At 60.8% G+C, this 19,818-nt stretch carries 19 protein-coding genes and 1 pseudogene; 2 read left to right on the forward strand and 18 right to left on the reverse strand.

Annotated features, from left to right (window positions below; all coding sequences use genetic code 11):
* Positions 1-14 precede the first annotated feature (14 nt).
* Positions 15-905, reverse strand: a complete 891-nt coding sequence (gene nifH, locus IVA93_RS31810; RefSeq protein WP_026233535.1) for a nitrogenase iron protein — start codon at positions 903-905, stop codon at positions 15-17.
* A 522-nt stretch (positions 906-1,427) separates the two neighbouring features.
* Between nifH and IVA93_RS31815 the strand changes: the two genes are divergently transcribed.
* Positions 1,428-1,982 carry a peroxiredoxin gene (locus IVA93_RS31815; RefSeq protein ID WP_247299029.1) on the forward strand — a complete coding sequence of 185 codons (555 nt, stop codon included), beginning with the start codon at positions 1,428-1,430 and terminating at the stop codon, positions 1,980-1,982.
* 325 nt (positions 1,983-2,307) lie between these two features.
* On the opposite strand, the gene IVA93_RS31820 is transcribed toward IVA93_RS31815, so the two are convergent.
* From IVA93_RS31820 to IVA93_RS31875, 13 genes are all read right to left on the reverse strand, one after another.
* A complete protein-coding gene (locus tag IVA93_RS31820; protein WP_247299031.1) occupies positions 2,308-2,457 on the reverse strand; it encodes a hypothetical protein in 150 nt (49 codons plus the stop codon).
* A gap of 420 nt (positions 2,458-2,877) precedes the next feature.
* Positions 2,878-3,213, reverse strand: coding sequence for a hypothetical protein (locus tag IVA93_RS31825; protein WP_247299032.1), 336 nt, complete (start codon positions 3,211-3,213; stop codon positions 2,878-2,880).
* Positions 3,214-4,082: 869 nt separating this feature from the next.
* Entirely contained in the window at positions 4,083-4,442 is a 360-nt protein-coding gene (locus IVA93_RS31830; RefSeq protein ID WP_247299034.1) for a DUF3024 domain-containing protein, read from the reverse strand.
* A gap of 11 nt (positions 4,443-4,453) precedes the next feature.
* Positions 4,454-4,693: a nitrogen fixation protein NifZ gene (locus IVA93_RS31835; RefSeq protein ID WP_247789403.1), complete on the reverse strand. Its 240-nt coding sequence runs from the start codon at positions 4,691-4,693 to the stop codon at positions 4,454-4,456.
* Entirely contained in the window at positions 4,690-5,010 is a 321-nt protein-coding gene (locus tag IVA93_RS31840) for a nitrogen fixation protein NifZ (RefSeq protein WP_247299036.1), read from the reverse strand. The genes IVA93_RS31835 and IVA93_RS31840 overlap by 4 nt, the downstream gene beginning before the upstream one ends.
* Positions 5,007-5,558 (reverse strand): 4Fe4S-binding leucine-rich repeat protein, encoded by a 552-nt coding sequence (locus tag IVA93_RS41375; RefSeq protein ID WP_524536851.1) that lies wholly within the window; start codon positions 5,556-5,558, stop codon positions 5,007-5,009. Before IVA93_RS41375 ends, IVA93_RS31840 begins: the two co-directional genes overlap by 4 nt.
* 559 nt (positions 5,559-6,117) lie before the next feature.
* Entirely contained in the window at positions 6,118-6,339 is a 222-nt protein-coding gene (locus IVA93_RS31845; RefSeq protein WP_247299039.1) for a 4Fe-4S binding protein, read from the reverse strand.
* Positions 6,340-6,354: 15 nt separating this feature from the next.
* A complete protein-coding gene (gene nifB / locus IVA93_RS31850) occupies positions 6,355-7,911 on the reverse strand; it encodes a nitrogenase cofactor biosynthesis protein NifB (RefSeq protein ID WP_247789940.1) in 1,557 nt (518 codons plus the stop codon).
* A gap of 621 nt (positions 7,912-8,532) precedes the next feature.
* Positions 8,533-10,650, reverse strand: coding sequence for a prolyl oligopeptidase family serine peptidase (locus IVA93_RS31855; protein ID WP_247789404.1), 2,118 nt, complete (start codon positions 10,648-10,650; stop codon positions 8,533-8,535).
* 476 nt (positions 10,651-11,126) lie between these two features.
* Complete coding sequence (gene nifT / locus IVA93_RS31860) at positions 11,127-11,348, reverse strand: putative nitrogen fixation protein NifT (protein ID WP_018457694.1); 222 nt, start codon at positions 11,346-11,348, stop codon at positions 11,127-11,129.
* Positions 11,345-12,538, reverse strand: a complete 1,194-nt coding sequence (gene nifS, locus IVA93_RS31865; protein WP_247789406.1) for a cysteine desulfurase NifS — start codon at positions 12,536-12,538, stop codon at positions 11,345-11,347. The genes nifT and nifS overlap by 4 nt, the downstream gene beginning before the upstream one ends.
* An 18-nt stretch (positions 12,539-12,556) precedes the next feature.
* Entirely contained in the window at positions 12,557-12,850 is a 294-nt protein-coding gene (locus IVA93_RS31870; RefSeq protein WP_247789408.1) for a NifU family protein, read from the reverse strand.
* 39 nt (positions 12,851-12,889) lie between these two features.
* Positions 12,890-13,210: a HesB/IscA family protein gene (locus tag IVA93_RS31875; protein ID WP_247299146.1), complete on the reverse strand. Its 321-nt coding sequence runs from the start codon at positions 13,208-13,210 to the stop codon at positions 12,890-12,892.
* Positions 13,211-13,538: 328 nt separating this feature from the next.
* Here IVA93_RS31875 and IVA93_RS31880 point away from each other — a divergent pair, with 328 nt between their 5' ends.
* On the forward strand, positions 13,539-14,129 hold the full coding sequence (locus IVA93_RS31880) for a hypothetical protein (protein WP_247363991.1): 591 nt from the start codon (positions 13,539-13,541) through the stop codon (positions 14,127-14,129).
* A 728-nt stretch (positions 14,130-14,857) separates the two neighbouring features.
* Here IVA93_RS31880 and IVA93_RS31885 read toward each other — a convergent pair.
* From IVA93_RS31885 to IVA93_RS31900, 4 genes and pseudogenes are all read right to left on the reverse strand, one after another.
* On the reverse strand, positions 14,858-15,067 hold the full coding sequence (locus IVA93_RS31885) for a hypothetical protein (RefSeq protein ID WP_247299051.1): 210 nt from the start codon (positions 15,065-15,067) through the stop codon (positions 14,858-14,860).
* A gap of 1,148 nt (positions 15,068-16,215) precedes the next feature.
* On the reverse strand, positions 16,216-17,265 hold the full coding sequence (gene fni / locus IVA93_RS31890; RefSeq protein WP_247789410.1) for a type 2 isopentenyl-diphosphate Delta-isomerase: 1,050 nt from the start codon (positions 17,263-17,265) through the stop codon (positions 16,216-16,218).
* A gap of 85 nt (positions 17,266-17,350) precedes the next feature.
* A pseudogene (locus IVA93_RS31895) lies at positions 17,351-18,252 on the reverse strand (terpene synthase family protein).
* Complete coding sequence (locus tag IVA93_RS31900) at positions 18,249-19,799, reverse strand: hypothetical protein (protein WP_247789411.1); 1,551 nt, start codon at positions 19,797-19,799, stop codon at positions 18,249-18,251. Before IVA93_RS31900 ends, IVA93_RS31895 begins: the two are co-directional and overlap by 4 nt.
* Positions 19,800-19,818: the final 19 nt, after the last annotated feature.

Here is a 19,818-nt window from a genome sequence, read left to right on the forward strand (position 1 = left end):
GCCGACAAGATGAACTATGCCGAAACAGCGGCGAGCTCGGCGGCGGTCTTGCCGACCAGGCTCTCGTCGACAGGCTTGATGATGCCGTGCTCCATGAGCATATCCTCGAGCTCGTCCATGCTGATTGGCGTCGGGATGGCGCCTTGTCCCGCATTATTGTGGATCTTGGTCGCGAGATTGCGATAGTGATCCGCCTGCTTGGACTCTGGCGCGTATTCCAGCACAGTCATGCGGCGCAGCTCCGCGTGCTGCACGACATTGTCGCGTGGCACGAAGTAGATCAGCCGGCTGCCGAGCTTCTTGGCAAGAGCATCTGCCAGCTCCAGCTCCTTGTCGGTCTGGCGCTCGTTGCAGATCAGGCCGCCGAGGCGCACGCCGCCGGAATTGGCATACTTCAGAATACCCTTGGAGATGTTGTTGGCGGCATACATGGCCATCATCTCGCCGGACATCACGATGTAGATTTCCTGTGCCTTATTCTCGCGGATAGGCATCGCGAAGCCGCCGCAGACGACGTCGCCCAGCACGTCGTAAGAGACATAGTCGATGTCCTCATAGGCGCCATTCTCCTCCAGAAAGTTGATCGAAGTGATCACGCCTCTTCCGGCGCACCCGACCCCCGGCTCTGGACCGCCGGACTCGACACATCGAATGTCCTTGTAGCCGAGCTTGATGACGTCCTCAATTTCGAGGTCCTCAACGCTGCCGGCATTCGCCGCCAGACTCAGAATGGTGTCCTGCGCTTTGGCGTGCAGGATGAGGCGAGTCGAGTCCGCTTTGGGATCACAGCCGACGATGAGAATCCTTTGGCCCAGCTCAGCAAGAGCCGCCAGCGTATTTTGCGACGTTGTCGATTTGCCGATGCCACCCTTGCCATAAAACGCGATTTGTCTCAGCGAAGACATGTTGCTCTCCATCAACCGATTGCCAATTTTGCGCGCCGAACGCGCGAGGCTGTTTCTCTCTCAGAAACGTGGGCACACGGGTTTCGGGAAGGAGGCCATCGCTCGCCATCGGCGTCGGCGTGCCCTCAGCCCTCACTCCTTGTTGCTGCATTCAGTTAGCAACTGGCGTGCCATTCGTTCGCACGCGCGTTAAGCATCTGATTAGGCTTGACTAATAGCGCAGCGCCCGAGACCGGAAGCTGTGGTGGACCCGACAGCGGCAAGGGCTCTGACAGAAAACCGACAAAGCGGGGCGCGTGGATTCCCCTGCGAGAGGCGGGCGAAGGAGCGCGCAACGGGAATGCCGGGCCCAGTCAATTGAGGAGACCACACGGTGCAGATAGGGTCCGAGGACACCGCCATCATCAAAGGCGAATGTTCCACGACCGGCATGATGGGACTTGCCATCAGCGGGGTGGCATATCGCTTGCTTTGCCAGTCGCGGAACGCTGTTTCCGTGTGACGCGATGCTGTGAGGACAATATGCCTGGAATTGGAAGTAAGTTGCCGCCGTTCGACATCACAGGCGTGAAGCCCGGGTTTCACCTGCCAGAGGAGAACGGGCAGAGCGCCTTCGAGACGCTGACTGAGAGGAGTTTCCCCGGAAAATGGAAAGTCATCTTCTTTTACCCGAAGGATTTCACATTCGTCTGCCCAACCGAAATCGCTGAGTTTGCTCGCCTGTCCAAGCATTTCGCCGATCGCGATGCAATCGTGCTTGGTGGCTCGACCGATAACGAGTTTTGCAAGCTCGCTTGGCGGCGTGAGCACAAGGATCTGCACCGTCTATCGATCTGGCAGTTTGCGGACACCAAGGGCGCACTGGTCGATGGCCTTGGAGTGCGATCGCGTGATGGCATCGCGCATCGCTACACGTTCATCGTCGATCCTGAGAACACGGTCCAGCATGTCTATGCGACAAGCCTCAATGTCGGCCGCAGCCCGACGGACACGTTACGCGTTCTGGATGCGATACAGACGGATGAGCTCTGCCCTTGCAACCGCGAAATCGGCGGCGACACGCTTAAAATTGCCTGAGGCAACATATCGAAAGTGCAGCAAGGAGCAGCTCCCGAATTAAGGACGTCAGATTCAATCGTTTCTGGATACGGGCGATCTTACCGCAAATGCGGCCTGCTGCTAGCGAGTGCGGCACGCAATTCAAATCTCATTGCCACCATCGAGTCTACCGCGGCCGCCGCGCTGTCCGCGCGCGGCAGTCGTGGCGGCCAATCGACGGTCTCGATGATGACGATGAACAAGGTTCACCACCGCTCTTGCCCACCTCATAACAAATCCCGCATACAAGAGGATGCCGAGGCGGCTACGCATGAACATACAAAATACTTGTACGCTTCTGCGCCTACTCGACGCACATCTCCTGCCGGAGTTCCTTTATGTTGTCGCCATAGGCCGGACCGCGGCTATTCCCTTCTTTCTGCGCCTTGCCGGCCCGCAGCATCATCGGAGCGATCTGCGTCAGCCGCAGGCCGCTAATGCTGTAGGCCGACATGCCGGCACCCACGGACTCGGGCCAAGCTCCCTCTTCGGGGCAACTAGGGTTCCAGTAGTCGCGCCTCGATAAGGATGGAGGGAGAGGGAGATAGCTCAGCGCCGAATGACGTCTACCGGCCGGGATGATGATCCGCCGGCACGCTCGCGGACCGTATTTCCGGGCTCGATAAATCTATATTGACCCATGTAAGCCGCACTATGAGACGAACGAGTCGGGCTTATCAGTCCCTGACTAAAACCATGACTCGACGAGTTTTAGGCCAAGTGAGCCGGTCTATCAGGAAATCGGTCAGCTCGTTCATGGCGCGAGCTGACCCTTGGGCGCAAGGACCTGAAGCGATCGGGTGGCCTGGCGGTCGTAAGCCGCCTGGCCATCTCGATCATCACGCCGGTCAATTTCCGAACATTAAGGCGGATATCAGCGCTGGTGACCCAAGCCAATCCCCAAGGTACGTGCTTTCTGTCTTAGAGAGCCCTCGGATCGCTTCATAAGCTTTGAAACCCTAGCTACAGGGGTGCGGGCCTTTGAGTGCGCCTTGAGCAGCTTGACGTCATCCTTACTATACTCTTTGCGCTTGGTGCTTTTTGCCACGTGTTCTCCGATTTCGCTTTGCACATCTGCCTGGAGCGTCTTGTTTTTGGCGAAGACGCAACTGCTTCCCATTACCATATCAATGGTCATCGACAACCATTCAAGCGGATTTTTCTCTTTGAGATAAGAACCGGAACTACACGCGAATTTGTCCTCTGTCATCTGGATCTTTATTCGCGTGACAAACCTGATTTTCTACGTGCACGTCAGCGCCTTCAACATGGAAGCAAGCGATAGAGATGGGACACTCGATGCGTCTTCGAAACAACAACTCGAAAAGCGCTTCTGCTTGAACGCGCCGACTTCACTCAGTAGTTTGTAGTATGATATTTCCAAGCCCCAATACTATTGGTGCACTAGAGAGAGCGGATGGGCCGGGACAGTCGCACTGCCTCACTTGCGCGCGCATCATCAACCGGCCTTCACGGCGAGTGCACGGCGGTTGACCTAAGGGCGAGTACTCACAAAGGCACATCTTACAAAGCCTGAGCGTTATTCCTCGTCAGCAGATCGAGCACGGCTCGCTGATCCAAACTTCATCTACCGCAGTATCCTTGGTTTAATAAGCCACGTTGACGTTCCCAGGCGATTCCGTCCTCAGCGAACAGTTCTGGGAGACCATCGCCTGTCCCCGTCTTATGGACCCGATGGACGAGCGAGCGACCTGATCCTGATATTCCCGGGCCGGGCACTACGGCATGGCAAGCAACCCGCGGGCCTAGCCGTCCTGTGTGAGCTTGGCACCGGCAGGCGATTGCTTGATCGGTTTGCCAGAGCGCTTGGCCAGCACAATGCCGGCGCGCTGCGGATCATTCGTGATCTGTAGCAGTGACCTTCACTGTCGAGTAGATGCAGGTCGAACCTCCAACCCGGCGGAACGGATTCTGCGTCATCTCGGACGCCTCGCAACAAATCCAGGCAAGATGTGGAGCTTTCTGCCGGAGCGTCAGGCAGGGCTCAGAGGCTGTATGAATAGCGGCGAGCGTCTACTCGATCTCCGTCAAGGCGCCTTCGAGCACCATCTCCACGATCTATTGCCAGAACAAACGTTCAGGGTCGGCGTTCAGAACCGCTGTCGCCAGGCCAAGCCGTTGATGGGTTGAATGCCACTCCCAAAGGCCCCTGCGGTGATCTTTGCGGAGCAGCTGCCATGCCGCCGCAGTCCTATCGTGGTGCAGCAGCGCGACGTCGACGAGGCCGCCCTCCGCATTGATATTGCCTGAGCAGCACGGGCTCTCGACCAGATAGCCACCAGCAACCGCTGTCACCTTTGGCGAGACATATCGGTAGTGCTCGCGCTTCTTCAGCGCGCGCACGATCCGCCACCGGTCGAGCTCGTTGGGATGCGCAGGCAATCCGGAATGATGTCGTCTGATGATTGCTGCGTTCATTGCGCGATATCCTAGACTGCAGAGATTTCTGCCTCGAGGCAGCCAACCACCAACTGCTTGCCGAAGTCGACCATATAAATGGGTAGGTTCGCTCCCGTATGGCGACCGACCTGGACGATCGGACCAATATACCCGACGCTGACCAGACACTCTTCGGCCGACGCGCCGGGAAAGGAACCGTCGTTGAGCAGATCGATTGCCGCCTTGACACGTTGGCCTGACCGGTATTTTGGCGATCTTGGTTCGATCATCGGGGTGCCGCTCCTGGCAAGAACGGCTCCTCGGCTTCGTGGCTTGGCGAGACTAGATCGAGCTCCTTGCATTTCATGCCGACGCGATTGCCGGAGCCGAGGAATTCGACTCCATAAATATAAAATTGTTGCAGGAACGTGCCGATCGAGACGACATAGCCAAGCTCCCCTTTCTTGACCAGAACCTCACCGATCTCCTTGCCCACATAGGTGCCGTCGTTGCGGATGGTGCGGTTGGCCCGCACGTTGTCACCATAATCAAAGAAGGGGGCGTCCGTCAGCTCGACGATGTCACTATCACGGGCGATGTTGCTCATGCTGCCGTCCCTGCTCCATGGTTCATTTGTACCGCGCCTCGCGAGCGCCCGGGCTTACGAACCGCCCTATCATGATGCTCGATGGACCCCCTCCATTCCCGCACGGCGGCGCTTGGGGTCACGGATTGCATGAGCCTGTCGGGATCCCGGTGCAGCAACATCAATGCCCGCAGCCTAAAATCGAGACGATCGAGACAACTATCCGTGAGCCCATCGTTGATGTTGAAGAAGCCATCGACGCGGCACGCGCGTCTGTCATCGAGCCGGGCGTGCTTGAGCCGGCCGCGAGCCGCGTGCTTCAGCGCGGGATGCGCACAGCTGACAGAGTCGACCTGATTACCCCGGCAACCGAGGGCATTGTGGACGTGATCACTCACGGTCCCGCCCATACGCTCGCCCAACAACACCTTGGCGCTAGCATCGTCCGCCGGACAAAGCCCCAGCAGCCTCCGACAGTTGTCGTCCTTCGCCGGGTTGCCCGAGACGCACCTGCAAGTCGGCAATAGGCGTTGAGCGAGAACAGGAAGACCCGCACGAGGTGCTCTCATAGCAGCCGAATTCCAACTTGGTGGCGCCGACCGCACCGGTGGCAGGAAATTCGTTTCCGCATCACGTGATCGGGTCCGAACGCCATGCCGCGGCGCAGGTGTATTTCTGCACCTTCATCGAGGTGATAGGATAGCCCTGTCGCCCTGTGATGATGCTTAGCCGGCTCGATACCGTGCGACCAAGACACGGCTCGGTGAGGACGCCCTCTCTCGGATGACCAACTGAAGAAGGCCTCGGGCATGAATATCGCCTGTTCAATGATGGCCGCACGTGACTGGATTGATATCGTGGAAGACGGGTCAGCCCTTTGTGGGTCCATCGGCGAAATTGATCCTTGACACCCAAGACAGCGGCCTTCGGGTCGAGGAATAGCTCGAGCGCTCCCGCCCACGTGCGCGTTGCCAGAATATGGGTCGACAACTGGCGAAAAGGTTAGCGACCAGGGAGAGCCGTCCACCCGGTCTGAGAAGGGGAAAGTCGTGGCCGGCGCCTCGTGAAGGCGGAGCATCATCCGCCCGAGTTTCTGAACGAGTGTCGAAGTGACATCCATCGTGGCCCTCAAGCAGCCTGGTGACGCGGCAGCGCCGTATCAAGCACGCATGTATTGTCAACCGGGCAAACCGCCACGCATTGGGGCTCATCAAAGTAGGCGGCGCACTCGGTGCATTTCTCAGGATCGATCAGGAAAACGCCGGCTCGCTCGGAAATAGCGAAGTTCGGGCACTGCGTTTCGCACGCCGAACAGCCCGTGCATTGCGAGGCGATGATCTTGAACGGCATTGTCTGAACCCATCCTCAGGCGGCGGAAATCAGCGCATTGCGGCGGGCCGCCGGATCGACCCGCTCAATGTGCTTGATCTTCCCCTCATTGACTTTATGGAGATAGAGTTTGAACCAGGCGATCGCCGAGCCATCAATGAACTCCCAGGCGTACTGATCGACCGGTTCGATTCCGGCCTTGATCAATTCGGCCTTCGGGCAGCCGCCGATTTTTGACACGAGCACGGCATGGCAGTCATTGATGGCATCGATGGCGATTTCGAGCTTGCTGTCCTCGCCATCGCCGCCCTGGCAATAGGAATGAATAGGACGATGGCCAACGAATTTTGCGCCCGAAGTTGAGAGCTCGTAGATCTGGAACTCCTTGGCATGACCGAAGTGCTGGTTGATCAATCCCGAGCCCTTGGTTGCAACCGCCACCAGCACCTTGATTTCGCTGGACGCGCTGGCAAGCCCAGCAAGCTGCTCCTGCTTGGCCGCAAGCTTTGCAATGCGCGCCTTCTCGACTTTGGCCTGATACTCCTTTCGGGCCTGTTCATCATATTTGATGTCCATGGCCATGATCTTTTCCATGGTGAACTCGCCGCCGCGGTCCTCCCCGAGCAGTCCGACGGCGTCGGCGCGGCACTGGCGACAGTGACGCATCATGTTCATCTCGCTTTCGCAGCTATCCTGCAATGCTGTCACTTCCTGTGCGGTCGGGCCGCGTTGCCCGCTGAGACCGAACACGGTGCCGTGCTCGGGTGACGAAATCAGCGGCATCACGTTGTGCAGGAAGGCGCCACGCGACTTCACGGCCTTGTTAACCTCAACCAGATGCTGATCGTTAATCCCGGGAATCATCACCGAGTTGACTTTGCACAGGATGCCGCGCGCGGTGAGCATCTCCAGGCCCTGGAGCTGCCGATTGCTGAGGATGCTTGCAGCTTCAATGCCGGTGTAGCGCTTGTGGCGGTAAAAGATCCAAGGATAGATCTTTGCGCCAATATCGGGATCGATCATGTTGATCGTGATCGTCACGTGATCGACATTAAGTCTTGCAATCGTGTCGACATGATCAGCTAGCGCCAGACCGTTGGTCGAGAGGCACAGCTTGATATCTGGCGCGAGTTTATTGACGAGCTCAAACGTCTTGAATGTCTTGTCCGGATTCGCCAGGGGGTCGCCAGGGCCAGCAACGCCGACCACGCTCATCTGAGGGATGGCGGAAGCGACCGCCAGCACCTTCTTGGCGGCCTGCTCCGGCGTCAACTTCTCGCTGACAATGCCGGGGCGCGATTCGTTTGCGCAATCGTATTTGCGATTGCAGTAATTGCACTGGATATTGCAGGCGGGTGCGACGGCGACATGCATCCGGGCATAATGGTGGTGCGCCTCCTCGCTGTAGCAGGGATGGTTCTTCACCTTTTCCCAGACCTCATTTGGCACATTGCCGATGCCGGCCTGAGATCGGCACCTGGCCTTGTCGCTCCCACCGACCGTACCGCAGCTGTTCTGCTTAGCCATGACTTGCATGGTCTCGCTGATGTCGCTGCCGCCGCAGGCTACCTGGTGTTGCGCTGAAGTACTCATTTTTCCAATTCTCTTCGCAAGCCGAATCCCTCCAGCAAGCATCCCCAGAGTTCTGAAAAGGCAAGAGCAACTGGCGTGCCATACCTGCCACAAGCGTATTTTGTGTTTCGCTCCAAGCAGTTAGGCACCGTCCGTTCGAATGTCCGTTATATCAACTCATGTTCGAAAGCTGACAGAATTGCGATCACAAGAGCGCCCAGCAGCGCTATTACGAGGGCGGTACGCTGGTTCATCTATGCCCTTGGGCAAAGAGCATGGCGGCTGGTGTCGTTGAAAGTTGATCTTGTCGCCGAAATGTGACGCGTATGCAAAGCACAATCCGCAAAAGACGTTCCGGACGCTTTGAAGGACAACTTGAACCGGCGATGCTTCCTAGATGCAGACAAGAAACCCGTTACCGACCTATGTCGTGAAGATCACGCGGGCCCCTTCCTGACACTCCGGACGCATTGTCGGGCAGGTGAAGAGAAACGCCTGGTGCCCAGGGTCCCGACGGCCACGAATTGGACCGTGCGTCCAAACGTTGGTAGGCATCTCGAATAGGTGGTGCGGGTGTGGACGCCTCAGATTCGTAAAGCTGCAGCCGCCTCGGTCGACATCGCACGAACTGCCGTCCAACAACTACACTGCGTCGCTCCCGTCCTCGGTATCCAGCCAGCCGATCCTGCTCTTCAGGAAACGCAGGCCCAGCACCAACAAGCCGGCGTGCTCCCTGTTGTCCTTGCCACAGCCGTGTCCGCCGGCGGCATGCTCGTATAAATAAGCCTCATAGCCCATCGCCTGCAGCTTCGCTGCCATTTTGCGCGCATGTCCGGGATGGACGCGATCGTCCCGCCGCCTGGTGGCCATCAGGATCGGTGGATAGGACTGCCCGGGTCTTGCAGCATGATAGGCAGAATAGGTCTTCAGCCACTCCCACTCCTCAGCGTTGTCGGGATCGCCATATTCGGCGAGCCAGTTCGCCCCGGCGAGCAGTTTGGTGTAGCGGCGCATGTCGATCAGCGGGACGGTGCAGAACAGTGCGCCAAAGAGCCCAGGATATCGCGTTAGCATGTTGGTAATGAGGATGCCGCCGTTCGATCCACTCTCGGCCCCGATCCGCTTGGCCTGTGTCACGCCGCGCTTAACGAGATCGGCGGCGACGGCTGCGAAATCGTCATGCGACAATCTCTTGCCGGCCAGTCGGCCGGCGTCGTGCCAGCGCGTGCCGAACTCACCGCCGCCGCGCAAAATTGCCTGAACCGTGGTGCCGCCGCAGTCAAGCCAAAGCTTACCGAGCGCGGAATTGTAATACGGTTTCACGGAGATTCCAAACCCGCCATATCCGCTCAGATGGACCGGCGCGTTGCCGGTCTGTCTGACCGGGCCGGTCTGTAGGTAGGGAATTCGCTCACCGTCGATCGAGATGGCCTCGTGCCGCGTGACCACGCAGTGCTCCGCGGCAAACGTCTTCGGCGCCTGCTTCAGCACGGCGGGACTGCCAACGCCCCGCTCCAGCAGGATGAGAGACGGCGGGGTGAGCGCATCCTCGACGTGAGCCAGCAAGTCGCCATTGCTCTCGGACGGATTGCGATCGAGAGACCAGATGTCAACGACGCCAAGATCAGGAAGCCCGCCCAATTGCTCGCGGTTCCAGCGATGATCGGATGGCGTGCAGATCTCGAACACTGGGCGGAGTTCGTCGAGAATACAAAGCACAAGCTTGCCCGCACTCCAAAAGAAGCTCTGCAGCGCACGGCGCGGGCCCGGCTCGAAGAGAATGTCGAACTGGCGGCTGCCCGACAGGAATGCCGGCAGCGCGATGACGAGCACCGTATCCGCGGCATAGGTGTACCCTGCCACAGACCAGGATTCGCGCGGCTTCAGGGCAAGCCAGTTGCGATGCGACCGCATCCAGATGTTACTTGGCAAATCGAGCCTCGTCTTGGCTCCCGTTTCATCGCCCAGCCAGACCACGCAATTGGAGACGTCTGTCGCATCGAGGAACCAGATCCTGGGCGGCACGACAGTGTCGTCAACACTGCAACCGACTGACACATGAGCGGCCTTGGTCTCAAAGATCACTGCCGCTTTGTCAACATGCGTACCACGCCGCCACAGCCTCACGGTGCGCGCATAGCCGGTGGTCGCGGCCATGCCGTCACCATGGGAGCTTAACAACACCAGCGTATCAAAATCGAGCCATACGCCGCTGCCTTTGGCTTCCGGCAAGACAAAGCCGTCGTGGATGAAGAGCTTCGTGTCTGAGTCGAATTCACGCAAGGTGACGGCATCGCTTCCGCCGCGCGATAGACTCAAGATCCATCGCGAGTGATCTCCAGGCGGTGCGGCCGTGGCGTTCAGAAGCCAGTCTTTGCCTTCGCTGACCGCAAGTTGATCGAGGTCGAGCAGGATGTCCCATGATGGCTTCAGCCTGCGATATTCTTCCAGAGTGGTTCGCCGCCAGAGGCCGCGTGGATTATTGGCGTCCCTCCAGAGATTGTAGAGATACTCGCCGCGCCGGCTGACATACGGGATATTGTCAGATCGGTCGTAAATCGCCGTCAGCGCATCTCTGTCTCGTTCGGCTGCGGGTCCGCCAAACACCTCCAGGGTTCTGCTATTCTGCCGCTCGACGAAGTTCCGCGCCCGCGCGCCTTCTATTTGTTCCAACCACAGATAGGGATCATCGTCAGGAGCGGAGGGCGTTGGCCTTCCAGTTCGCGAGTCGCCGACGCTCCTTGTATGACGATGCGTCATTTACACCCTTAGTCTTCGCGCAATTCGACTGATTCAAGGATTTGCATCGCGACCGTTGCATCACGATTTGCGAGCTACGACTTGGCCCGGTGCGAGATCCAATCCTCTCGAAACTGTATCTTGCGGAGTTGCAGCGATTGGCCTGACGCTGTGAAGATGTGCGGAATGTAACGACCGGGCTGGCGATGTCAGCACAATGCGCCCTCGCGAGGCCTCCCCGGCAACGCCATCTCGCTGGCCCAACAGTGCAGGCCTAGGCCGAGTATTGCGTTTGACACCATGCGTCGGCGCCATCTTGGGTCCCAAGGACGGTTCGACCGCTTCCGGAGTCATTGGCAGGTTCGGCTGGAACCTTCGACCACGCCAAGCCAAAGCCAGGGATTGATGTGGCCTTCCTCGCAAAGGCCGGACCGCTGCGCCAAGAACAGCTTCCGCATCCGATGGTTTGGCGAGGTTCTGTGGAGTCGCAGCATTCATCATTCGGTTGCTTCGCCGCCGCGCTTCCTGGCATTGATCGTAATTGGAAGGATGGTGTCACTCGCCATCGCGGGTAGGTCGAGCACCCACCCGTTCGCGATTCTAATCCAACCACCCCACAGCGTCTCGTGCTCACATTCGACAATCGACTCCTCAAGATCCTTCTTGGGCACATAAATCGAAAGCCCCGTCTCGGGCGAACGGCGAATCATGACCTTCATAGGAGCTCCGCAACTTGTGAGCTCTCGCCCGCGCGCTCCTGACACGCACGCCACAAGGCTCTCTGTTTGGCATTGATGTCCGCCAGGACTTGCAGGACACGATCGATCTCATCCTTCGCCGTCTCGCGCGACAGCGAGAAGCGAACCGCACCGCGCAAAAAGGCCGGTGGTACTCTCATCGCGCGCAGGACATGGGACGGCTCCATCGAGCCGGACGCGCAGGCTGAACCGAGCGAGGCGGCAATTCCGTTGCGGTTCAGGTGGTCGACGATGGCCTCTGCTTCGAGATGCTCGAATGCGATGTTGGACGTATTTGGCAAGCGGTTCTTGATATCACCAAGCACGATGCAACAGCCGAGAGCGAGAATGCCTTGCTCAAGCCGGTCGCGAAGCATGCCAATCTGCGTCTGCTCTTGTATGAGGTGTGCCGCAGCGAGTTCCGCCGCCTTGCCGAGCCCAATAATGCCCGGAACGTTTTGGGTGCCAGCGCGGCGATGCCGCTCCTGTGCGCCGCCGAAGATCAGCGGTCGGAACCTGATGTCCTTGCGCACATACAGCGCGCCGATCCCCTTCGGACCATGGAGCTTATGGCCGGAGAGCGATAGCATGTCGATGTCCGTAGTCTTCAGGTCAATCGGAATCCGACCGACCGCCTGGACCGCATCGGTGTGAAAGAGCGCGCCGACTGAGCGCGCCATCTTGGCGAGGGATTTCACCGGAAAGATCGTACCGGTCTCATTATTGGCCCACATGACCGAGGCGATTGACGTCCGCCTCGACAATGCGTTGCGATAAGCCTCGATGTTCAATCGGCCGCTTGCATCGACCGGAATGACATGGGTCTTGATTCCGCGTCGGCCCAGCTCCTCGGCAAGGGACAGCACGGCTGGATGCTCAACGGCCGTAGTGACGATCTCGTCGCGTCCCTCCTGCACGGCGAGCGCGGACAGGATCGCGGTGTTGTCGGATTCAGTCGCGCCCGAGGTGAAGACGATCTCGTGATCGAATTCCGCGCCAACGAGGGCCTGCAGCTTCCGGCGCGCTTGTTTCAATGCGGGCGCAACCTCAATGCCGAATGCATGCCCGGACGACGCATTGCCGAATTGCCCAGAGAAGAACGGCAGCATTGACGCGACTACCAATGGATGTGCACGGGTCGTCGCGTTGTTATCCAGGTAGATCGGCTGCACGGACTGTCCGCTCTGCACTTAAGGCCCCTCTTTGGCAGCTGCGGGGAGCGGGATCAGGCGGACGAACTCGCCGAGCCGCTCGATCAGGCGCGCCTGAATGGCCGCGAGCGTCGTTCTCGCAAGCTTGCATAACATGCAGGCGCCGGTGAGCCTGACCATGATCTTGTTGCCTTCGATTTCGACGAGCTCACAATCCCCGCGATCACGCCTGAGGCTTGGCCGAATCTCATCGAGCACGGCACGGACAATCCGCGCGCGATCGGAAGCCTCTGCACTCGAAGACTGCTTCGTTCGTTCAGCCTTCAGGCCCATGTTCGATGCTCCTTCCATTGCGAATGGTCCGAAGGCGGCTCAGCTGAACGATTTGCCGCAGGAGCAGCTCGATTTGGCATTTGGGTTATCGAAGCGGAACCCTGATCCTTCGAGCGACACGACGAAATCGATCGTGGTGCCGTTGAGATGCGCCCGGCTCGCCTTGTCGACGAAGACTTTGATCCCGTCTTGCTCAAACACGGGCTCATCGGAGACCGGCTCATGAGCAAGACCCATTTTGTACGTGAACCCTTGGCAACCGCCGCCTTCGACCATGACCCGCAAACCGCTTGCCGGCTGGGCCGTCGAGGAGATTGCGGCCTTCAGTGCGTTGACGGCGCTATCCGTTAGGCTGATCATTTCTGGCTCGCTCTCAGTTTCTGTCGGAGGCACAATTCGCAAATCCCATGCCAATCGAGATGCAGCTGAAGTCCATTGGTTTTGAAGGCGGCGACCATTCGATTTGCGACCTGTCTGATTTGCGACAGGCGGTTTTCGGGCGTCCCGCCCTTATCCGGCCGAGACCTCGTGATGGTGCCAGCACGTATTATCCCTGCACATTGCGCCAATCCGCCGCTTACCGTGTGCGTCGCCGCAGACATGGGCGCACGGCAAACAACTTGCATAAGGTGAGCGGACACGCCGCATTGGCGATGCATGTACACGACAGATTGATGAGGAGCCTTCCATGACGTCGATCGACAACACCGCTCTTGGCCAGTTGGACAAGGAGGGGCGGTTGCTGAATGCGGTGCTTAAGACCGAGACAACGAAGCCGGGGCGATTTGGATTTCGGGGCGACATCGCGCTGAAGTTCCAAGCCCAGCTCGCCGACGAAAAACGACCGCCGGACTATTCCATTGAACAAGTTCTTGCAATCGCGCAGGAAGGCGAACCGACCATCCCAGTCCTTGCCGGATATCTGCATTCGTTCGCGTATCTACCTCAGGCCGCAAAGGTTCTGGATGGCAGGCTGAGCCCCAAAGGCAGCTATTTCATTTTCTGCAACAACATTGATCTGCTCGCGAAGTACCGCACCAAGATAGGCGACATCACCTTCCGCATTCTGCCTTGCGACGAATCAACTGTGTGGAAGGAGATGATGGACCTCGCCGGCGTCGACAAGAATGACATCAAGAAGCTCGGTACGGCGGGTAGGCTCGACTACCTGCTCGACGCGGCCAAGGACATCGGTGGATCATACACGGAAGTTTCATACGAGGACGGCCTTTCCAAAATGGAGCCGGTGAAAAACAGAAGCGAAAACCGCCCCGTCTGAGGCAGACCTCTCTCTCGCCAGCTCGACGACTATGCCGCAGAGAGAGTCACTGCGCCCGCTTCACCGTGACTGGCTCTGACAAACCCTGGTGATGGACTACCGGCCCTCCCTTTCGGGAGATCACACCGCCACTCTGCTGGTCGTGTGTCGGCCAAGAGCACTGTCGTCAACTGCACTGAGGGGCGGCTGGCCACGACCGTCCGCCTGACTGCATCCATGGGGATCCGGACAATCCAATGCTGATCGGCTGATGGTCGCGGTCACATTTCAGAGGGCGGATCGCCGATGTATGGTTCGGCTTTGGCGCTGTGCTCCAGGCCTTTGCCAGCCTGCGTGGCGCAGAGATGTCGCGCGTTCGATGCTCGCCAGCCGAAATTATCGACGAGCTGCGCCCATGAATGATGGAGACCGACCCGGGGACTGAGTAACGCGCACGTTTGCATCGTTCCAGAGAACCCAGTGAGCCAGTGTCAAGCCTCGTACATGCAATTCCGCAGAGCCGTAAAAACGCGACGGCGGGGTGCCGGTTGGTCGAGCCAGGCCAAGCGATAGCTGAGCAGACTTGGCCGCACGTCTTCAATGTTGTGAGAACGAAGCGAAGCTATGCAGCATGCCGCAACTGAATCTGCCCTGGGAAGTTGCTCCAGGTCGCGGATCGCGCGGCCGACCCGCCCATGCCAGAGACGCCACTTCACAGTTCTGACGTCCCTGCCGATGGCTGGAAGCACTCAAAAAGGGCCTGATCGGAATCGTACGATGCGATCGGCGATCTGCTGTATGGGCTGGATCTCCATGGCAATATGAAACCAGTCGATGATGTGGGTCGTTGGTTTCGGCATGGCGCGGGGCAGCCGCTTTAAGATTTCGGCCCCGTCCGAGGTCACCGTCACATCCCCAAAGCCGCGATATTCCGACTTCCTAGAGAGGGCGAAGAGCACGATCGCGGATTGCCTGATGGTCGGTGCTGCCGGTTAAGAAATAGCAACCGCCCCTTTCTCCCCGTCCCCCGCGGGCGCATCTGGCCACGACGAGCTCGAAAATTCGCGCCGAATGTTGATCAGCGCTACGAACGTACGCCGTATCGATGCTGGTGACGAACTCTTGCGCCGAGCTCCGGGAAGCTGCATCTCAAGGTGCCATCGGTCATCCGTTTGGGACCTCGCACGCCAATTTCCTGCATGACCTGGTCGTCGAGCCGCTTGCCGATCCTGATCGTACCTTGCGCACGATCGCATGCGTCTCAGTCGGTTCAGTGGGCAGGAATCGGCCAGCACCTTTGGCGCCTGCCAGTAGGGCAGCATGCTTTCAAGCCGCGCCATCAGTTCCATCAGCTCCGGTGTCGTTCGATCGGCCCTGGATGGCATTCCCGGCACAGCATGCATCGGGGATTGCGAACCTCAATGGTGCCGCAGACGGTTCGGATCCGGCGTGTCGTGTAGTCGGTGACCGGTCGGAGTGTATGGCAGTCCGGGCAAAACCGGCGAGAAGGGCATATGTCTCTGCCTCATGATTCACGACCGCGCTCTGCAGCGCTGCCATGATCTTCTTGCTCTCGCGCATCGACAAGCAAGTTGTCGCCGTCGAACAGGCTCTCCCAGCTCTTTGTCTGTGTCTGTGCGGACCTCCTTCCGGCATTTGTCGTCAAATTCGTTCCGGCCCTCGATCATTCCACCGCCATCGCTTGGTCTCAAAACGATGCTGACGGGACTGCTTGAGCCTAACAACCCTTGTTTGACACCACAGAAATTACCGGTCTCCTCACGACGGATCGCCCATGACTCGGGGTCGATCGCTACTCCTTCATTGCAATGGACTTGCACCATCTACTCCTTGCCGGTCTCCCGGCGCACCTTGTTCCGGCCCCGTCAGGGGCTCAACTCGTTCGGCGTGGCCGATCACCCCGATCAAAGCATCGACATAGGCGCCGAATGCGGCTTCACTCTCGGCTGTCCAGTCGGGCATGGCGGGGCGCTTCCTGGCACGAAGCAGCACCCGAGCAAATCCGCCACCACCGCGAATCCCCGCATCCGCGACTTTCTGGCTGAGTAAGACTAGGCGCCCGCCGCAAGTCCGGGCGACGCCGCCATCAACCGGCGGGCAGATGCGCCGATGGCAACAAGCGCGCGTGACGCAACGCCGCCAGATCAGCCGAACCGGTGCAGAAGCAGGCGACGGCCAACTGGCGGATGACGATCTCGAAATGCGCGACAACCGCCTCGGTGGATACCGTAGCCGCGCGCAGCACGCCGGCCGCCTGCCCGGCGATGTCCGCGCCCAGGCGAATGGCCTTGGCCACGTCAACGCCGTCGCGGATTCCGCCCGACGCGATCAGCTTCACCGTTGGCAGCGCCTCACGTACCGCCTGCAGGCTGGCTGGGGTCGGAATCCCCCAATCGGCGAACGCCATTGCCACTGTACGGTCGGCGGCATCGCGGGCGCGCTCGCCCTCCACCGCGGCCCAACTGGTGCCGCCGGCGCCGGCGACATCGATCACCGCCACGCCCGCCGCAACGAGCGCACAGGCCACCGAGGCGGACAGGCCCGACCCCACTTCCTTGGCCACGATCGGCACGCCCACGCTGCGCGCGGCGCGAGCGATCTGCGCCAGGACGGCGCGCCAGTCGCGGTCGCCCTCCGGCTGTACCGCTTCCTGCAGCGGATTGAGATGGACGATGAGTCCATCGGCCTCCAGCGCATCCACCGCGCGGCGCGCCAGGTCCAGGCCGTCGGCCTCGCGCAGTTGCGCGGCGCCGATATTGGCCAGCAAGGGAATGTCTGGGGCCAGGCGGCGCAGCGCGCGCGTCAGCCCCTGGGAGTTGCGGGATTGCAGGCTCACGCGCTGCGAACCGACGCACATGGCAATCCCCAAGGCTTGCGCTGCCTCGCTCAGATGCCGGTTGATGGCCTCGGCGCGTGACATGCCGCCGGTCATGGAGCTGATCAGCAGCGGGGCGCGCATGGTCTTGCCCAGCAGCGAGGCGCGCAGGTCGATCTGCGTCAGGTCCAACTCGGGCAATGCGCAGTGTTCGAAACGGACGTACTCCCAGCCGGCGGCGATCGTGGCCGGCGCCGTTCGTCGGTCCAGCACGATGTCCAGATGGTCGTCCTTGCGCCGGCTCAGGGCGGTGTCGCTCATGCTCGCTCCGTCCGTCGCATCGGGCGACCGCGTTGCGTCGGATCGGACCGACGGCAGCGCGCGCACGCCGCCGCCTCCCGCGCCTTCAGGCCGGCGCACGCTGGCCTCCCCCGCAGCGTCGCTGCGGTAGCGGCTGCTCGAGGTCTGGTAGTACTGCGCGCGGATGGCCGCCATGGCCTCGATCAACGGTCCCCACGGCGCGGGAAAGCGTTCTTCCGCCATCACCCGGTGCAGCATGCGCGTATGGCCGGCCAGCTCGTCGTTGAGGAACTCCACCGCAGGCATAGCCGGATAGCGCTGCAGCAGCAGGATCGCCGCGTTGTCGGCCTCGCCGGCCGACCTGTCCTTGTCGCGTCCATGCAGATCGTTGTGCAGGCGCCCTATCGCGCAGATGAGCCGCAGGACCTCGCGAAACGCCGGACGCGCGCGCAAGCTCGCCATGTCCAGCCCCCACAGCAACGACAGGCAACAGAACACGTTCGTGTAGGCGATCGAATCGATGCCGTTGTGCAGGTACTCGGCGTAGGACCAGCGTTCCGCCCCTACCGCCTGCGCGTGTCCGCCGCGCAGCGCCGCGCAGTAGCACCGGGTATCGTCAAGAAGCTGAACATAGTCGCGACGATCGTAGGCGAGCGCGGCCAGCGAAGCGCGCAGCACAGCGCAGCCCTCGAATCCGGGCAGCGCGCACGGCACGCCCTGCCCCAGCGCCTGCTCCACGGCAGCGAGCTGCTCCGGCGCGATCAGGCCAAGGTCGTTGCAATCGTCGAGCCAGAACAGCAGCGCCAGTTCGCGATAGAACGCCACGATCAGCGTTTCGTCGTGCGGATCGCGGCCGGTGCGGGCGCTGGTGTCGCGCAGGCTCGCCTGGATGCGCTGCAGGATGTACTGGCCGCCCCTGACCGCTTCCACGGCATGCTCGTCGGCGAACCCGGTCAGGGAACGCCCCCACTCCAGCACCTGCTGCAGCGCGCGTTCGGTCTGGATCATGGCGCCGCTCCTGCTCCCTCGGCCGCGACGCGCCGCCCCCAACCAAGCGCCAGCCACAACCCGGCGAGTTCGGCCACGCGCACGACCCGGGTGGGGCAATACAGTTCCTTACCGATCCACAGCGGCGTCTGCGGCAATGCATGCGCCGCATGGCGGGCGAGCATCCACTCGAGCGCACGCGCCACCGCCTGCGCGATGCGCCGGCGCCCTGTCGGCTCTTCGCTCCGGTCCATTGCGTACAACGCGAACAGCGCATAGGCGGTTTCCTCGAATGTGGACGCGCGACCGGCGCCCCAGCCGCCGTCGTCGCGCTGCGCCTGCAGCAGCGCCGCCAGCGCGCGCTCGTCGCGCCACTGGGGCTTGCCTTGCGCCAGCGCAGCGACCGCATGCGCGGTGGGATACAGCCACGAAACGTGCCATTTTTCGTTGTCCCATACACCATGCGGGTTGCGATTGGCCTCGACGTAGGCACTGGTCCCGGCGGCGGGCTTTCCCAACAGTCGCAACGCATGCAGGGCATGAATGTTGGTCGACACCGAGGCATTGCGCTCGCCGGGGAAGGTGACGAACAGCTCGCCGACTTCGAAATGGCGTAACGCATCGACCGCCGGGTCGCGGCCTGCAAGGCGCAGGACGCACAGCGCAACGGCGGTGTCGTCCGCATCGGCCGCGAAGTGCAAGGCCGGGCCCAGACCGCGCACGCCCAGGCGCGCGTCGAGCTGCGCGACGATCACGCGCACCGCCTCGGCGAGCGCGGGATGCGCGAACAGCCCGGCCAGATGCAGGGTGTACAGCGACCAGCATGGCTCGAACACATTGATCGGCCAGACATTGGGAACGACACCTTCGATGCCGCTGCGCGTCGCCCGCGATGCCGCTAGCAGATACGCGTCGGCGCGCCCGACCTGCGGCGTGCTCCCCTGTGTCACGGCGTGCGCACGACACGCGGCGGTGGCCGCCGGACTGATGCCGATACTGCCGTCGTCATCCGGGCATGCGGTGCTCAGCGAGGTTCCCCAGGCTTCCCAGGAGTGCAGCAACGGATGGCCGCTCGGCAACGTTGCTACCGCCCCCAGCTTGACCAGGCACGCTTGCCGCAACGGCAACAGCGCCGGGTGGCGCGGGAACGCCACGCCGCCCAGTAAGGATGCGGCCTCGCCGCACAACTGCGGCAGGATCAGCTCCGCGGCGATCGGCGCGTCTTCCGGCACCGTATGCGCGTAGGGATCGGGCTCGCGCTCGAGGAACCGTGTTGCAGCCTGGACTGCGTCGGCAGCGCCGGGAAGAGGATCGGCACGCTGCAATGCCAGCAACGCCGCCCAAGTGGGCGCATGGCGGAACAGCGGGAAGTCCGCGCTTCCCCATCCACCATCGGCCTGCTGCTGCGCGATAAGCCATGCGTATGCGTCCTGCCGACCGGTGACGTTGCCGCGGAACTGTAGAGCTCGCGCCGTGTCATAGACCGACGGGCCGACGCTGCCGCCGTCGCTCATCTCGCTCAGCAGGTGGCGCAATTCGGAAAGGATCTGTTCGGAAAGCGCGTTCACTCAGGATGTTCCTTCTGCA

The sequence above is a fragment of the Bradyrhizobium sp. 155 genome (assembly GCF_023101105.1).
Classification (GTDB): Bacteria; Pseudomonadota; Alphaproteobacteria; order Rhizobiales; family Xanthobacteraceae; genus Bradyrhizobium; species Bradyrhizobium canariense_D.

Coding starts and splice junctions, on each gene's coding strand:
- fni (WP_247789410.1), bottom strand. CDS start 17,265: ATGAGCGACACCGCCCTGAGCCGGCGCAAGGACGACCATCTGGACATC.
- IVA93_RS31825 (WP_247299032.1), bottom strand. CDS start 3,213: ATGACAGAGGACAAATTCGCGTGTAGTTCCGGTTCTTATCTCAAAGAG.
- IVA93_RS31820 (WP_247299031.1), bottom strand. CDS start 2,457: ATGTCGGCCTACAGCATTAGCGGCCTGCGGCTGACGCAGATCGCTCCG.
- IVA93_RS31815 (WP_247299029.1), top strand. CDS start 1,428: ATGCCTGGAATTGGAAGTAAGTTGCCGCCGTTCGACATCACAGGCGTG.
- IVA93_RS31875 (WP_247299146.1), bottom strand. CDS start 13,210: ATGATCAGCCTAACGGATAGCGCCGTCAACGCACTGAAGGCCGCAATC.
- IVA93_RS31830 (WP_247299034.1), bottom strand. CDS start 4,442: ATGAACGCAGCAATCATCAGACGACATCATTCCGGATTGCCTGCGCAT.
- IVA93_RS31870 (WP_247789408.1), bottom strand. CDS start 12,850: ATGGGCCTGAAGGCTGAACGAACGAAGCAGTCTTCGAGTGCAGAGGCT.
- IVA93_RS31880 (WP_247363991.1), top strand. CDS start 13,539: ATGACGTCGATCGACAACACCGCTCTTGGCCAGTTGGACAAGGAGGGG.
- nifT (WP_018457694.1), bottom strand. CDS start 11,348: ATGAAGGTCATGATTCGCCGTTCGCCCGAGACGGGGCTTTCGATTTAT.
- IVA93_RS31855 (WP_247789404.1), bottom strand. CDS start 10,650: ATGACGCATCGTCATACAAGGAGCGTCGGCGACTCGCGAACTGGAAGG.
- IVA93_RS41375 (WP_524536851.1), bottom strand. CDS start 5,558: ATGAGAGCACCTCGTGCGGGTCTTCCTGTTCTCGCTCAACGCCTATTG.
- nifH (WP_026233535.1), bottom strand. CDS start 905: ATGTCTTCGCTGAGACAAATCGCGTTTTATGGCAAGGGTGGCATCGGC.
- nifB (WP_247789940.1), bottom strand. CDS start 7,911: ATGAGTACTTCAGCGCAACACCAGGTAGCCTGCGGCGGCAGCGACATC.
- IVA93_RS31835 (WP_247789403.1), bottom strand. CDS start 4,693: ATGATCGAACCAAGATCGCCAAAATACCGGTCAGGCCAACGTGTCAAG.
- IVA93_RS31845 (WP_247299039.1), bottom strand. CDS start 6,339: ATGCCGTTCAAGATCATCGCCTCGCAATGCACGGGCTGTTCGGCGTGC.
- IVA93_RS31840 (WP_247299036.1), bottom strand. CDS start 5,010: ATGAGCAACATCGCCCGTGATAGTGACATCGTCGAGCTGACGGACGCC.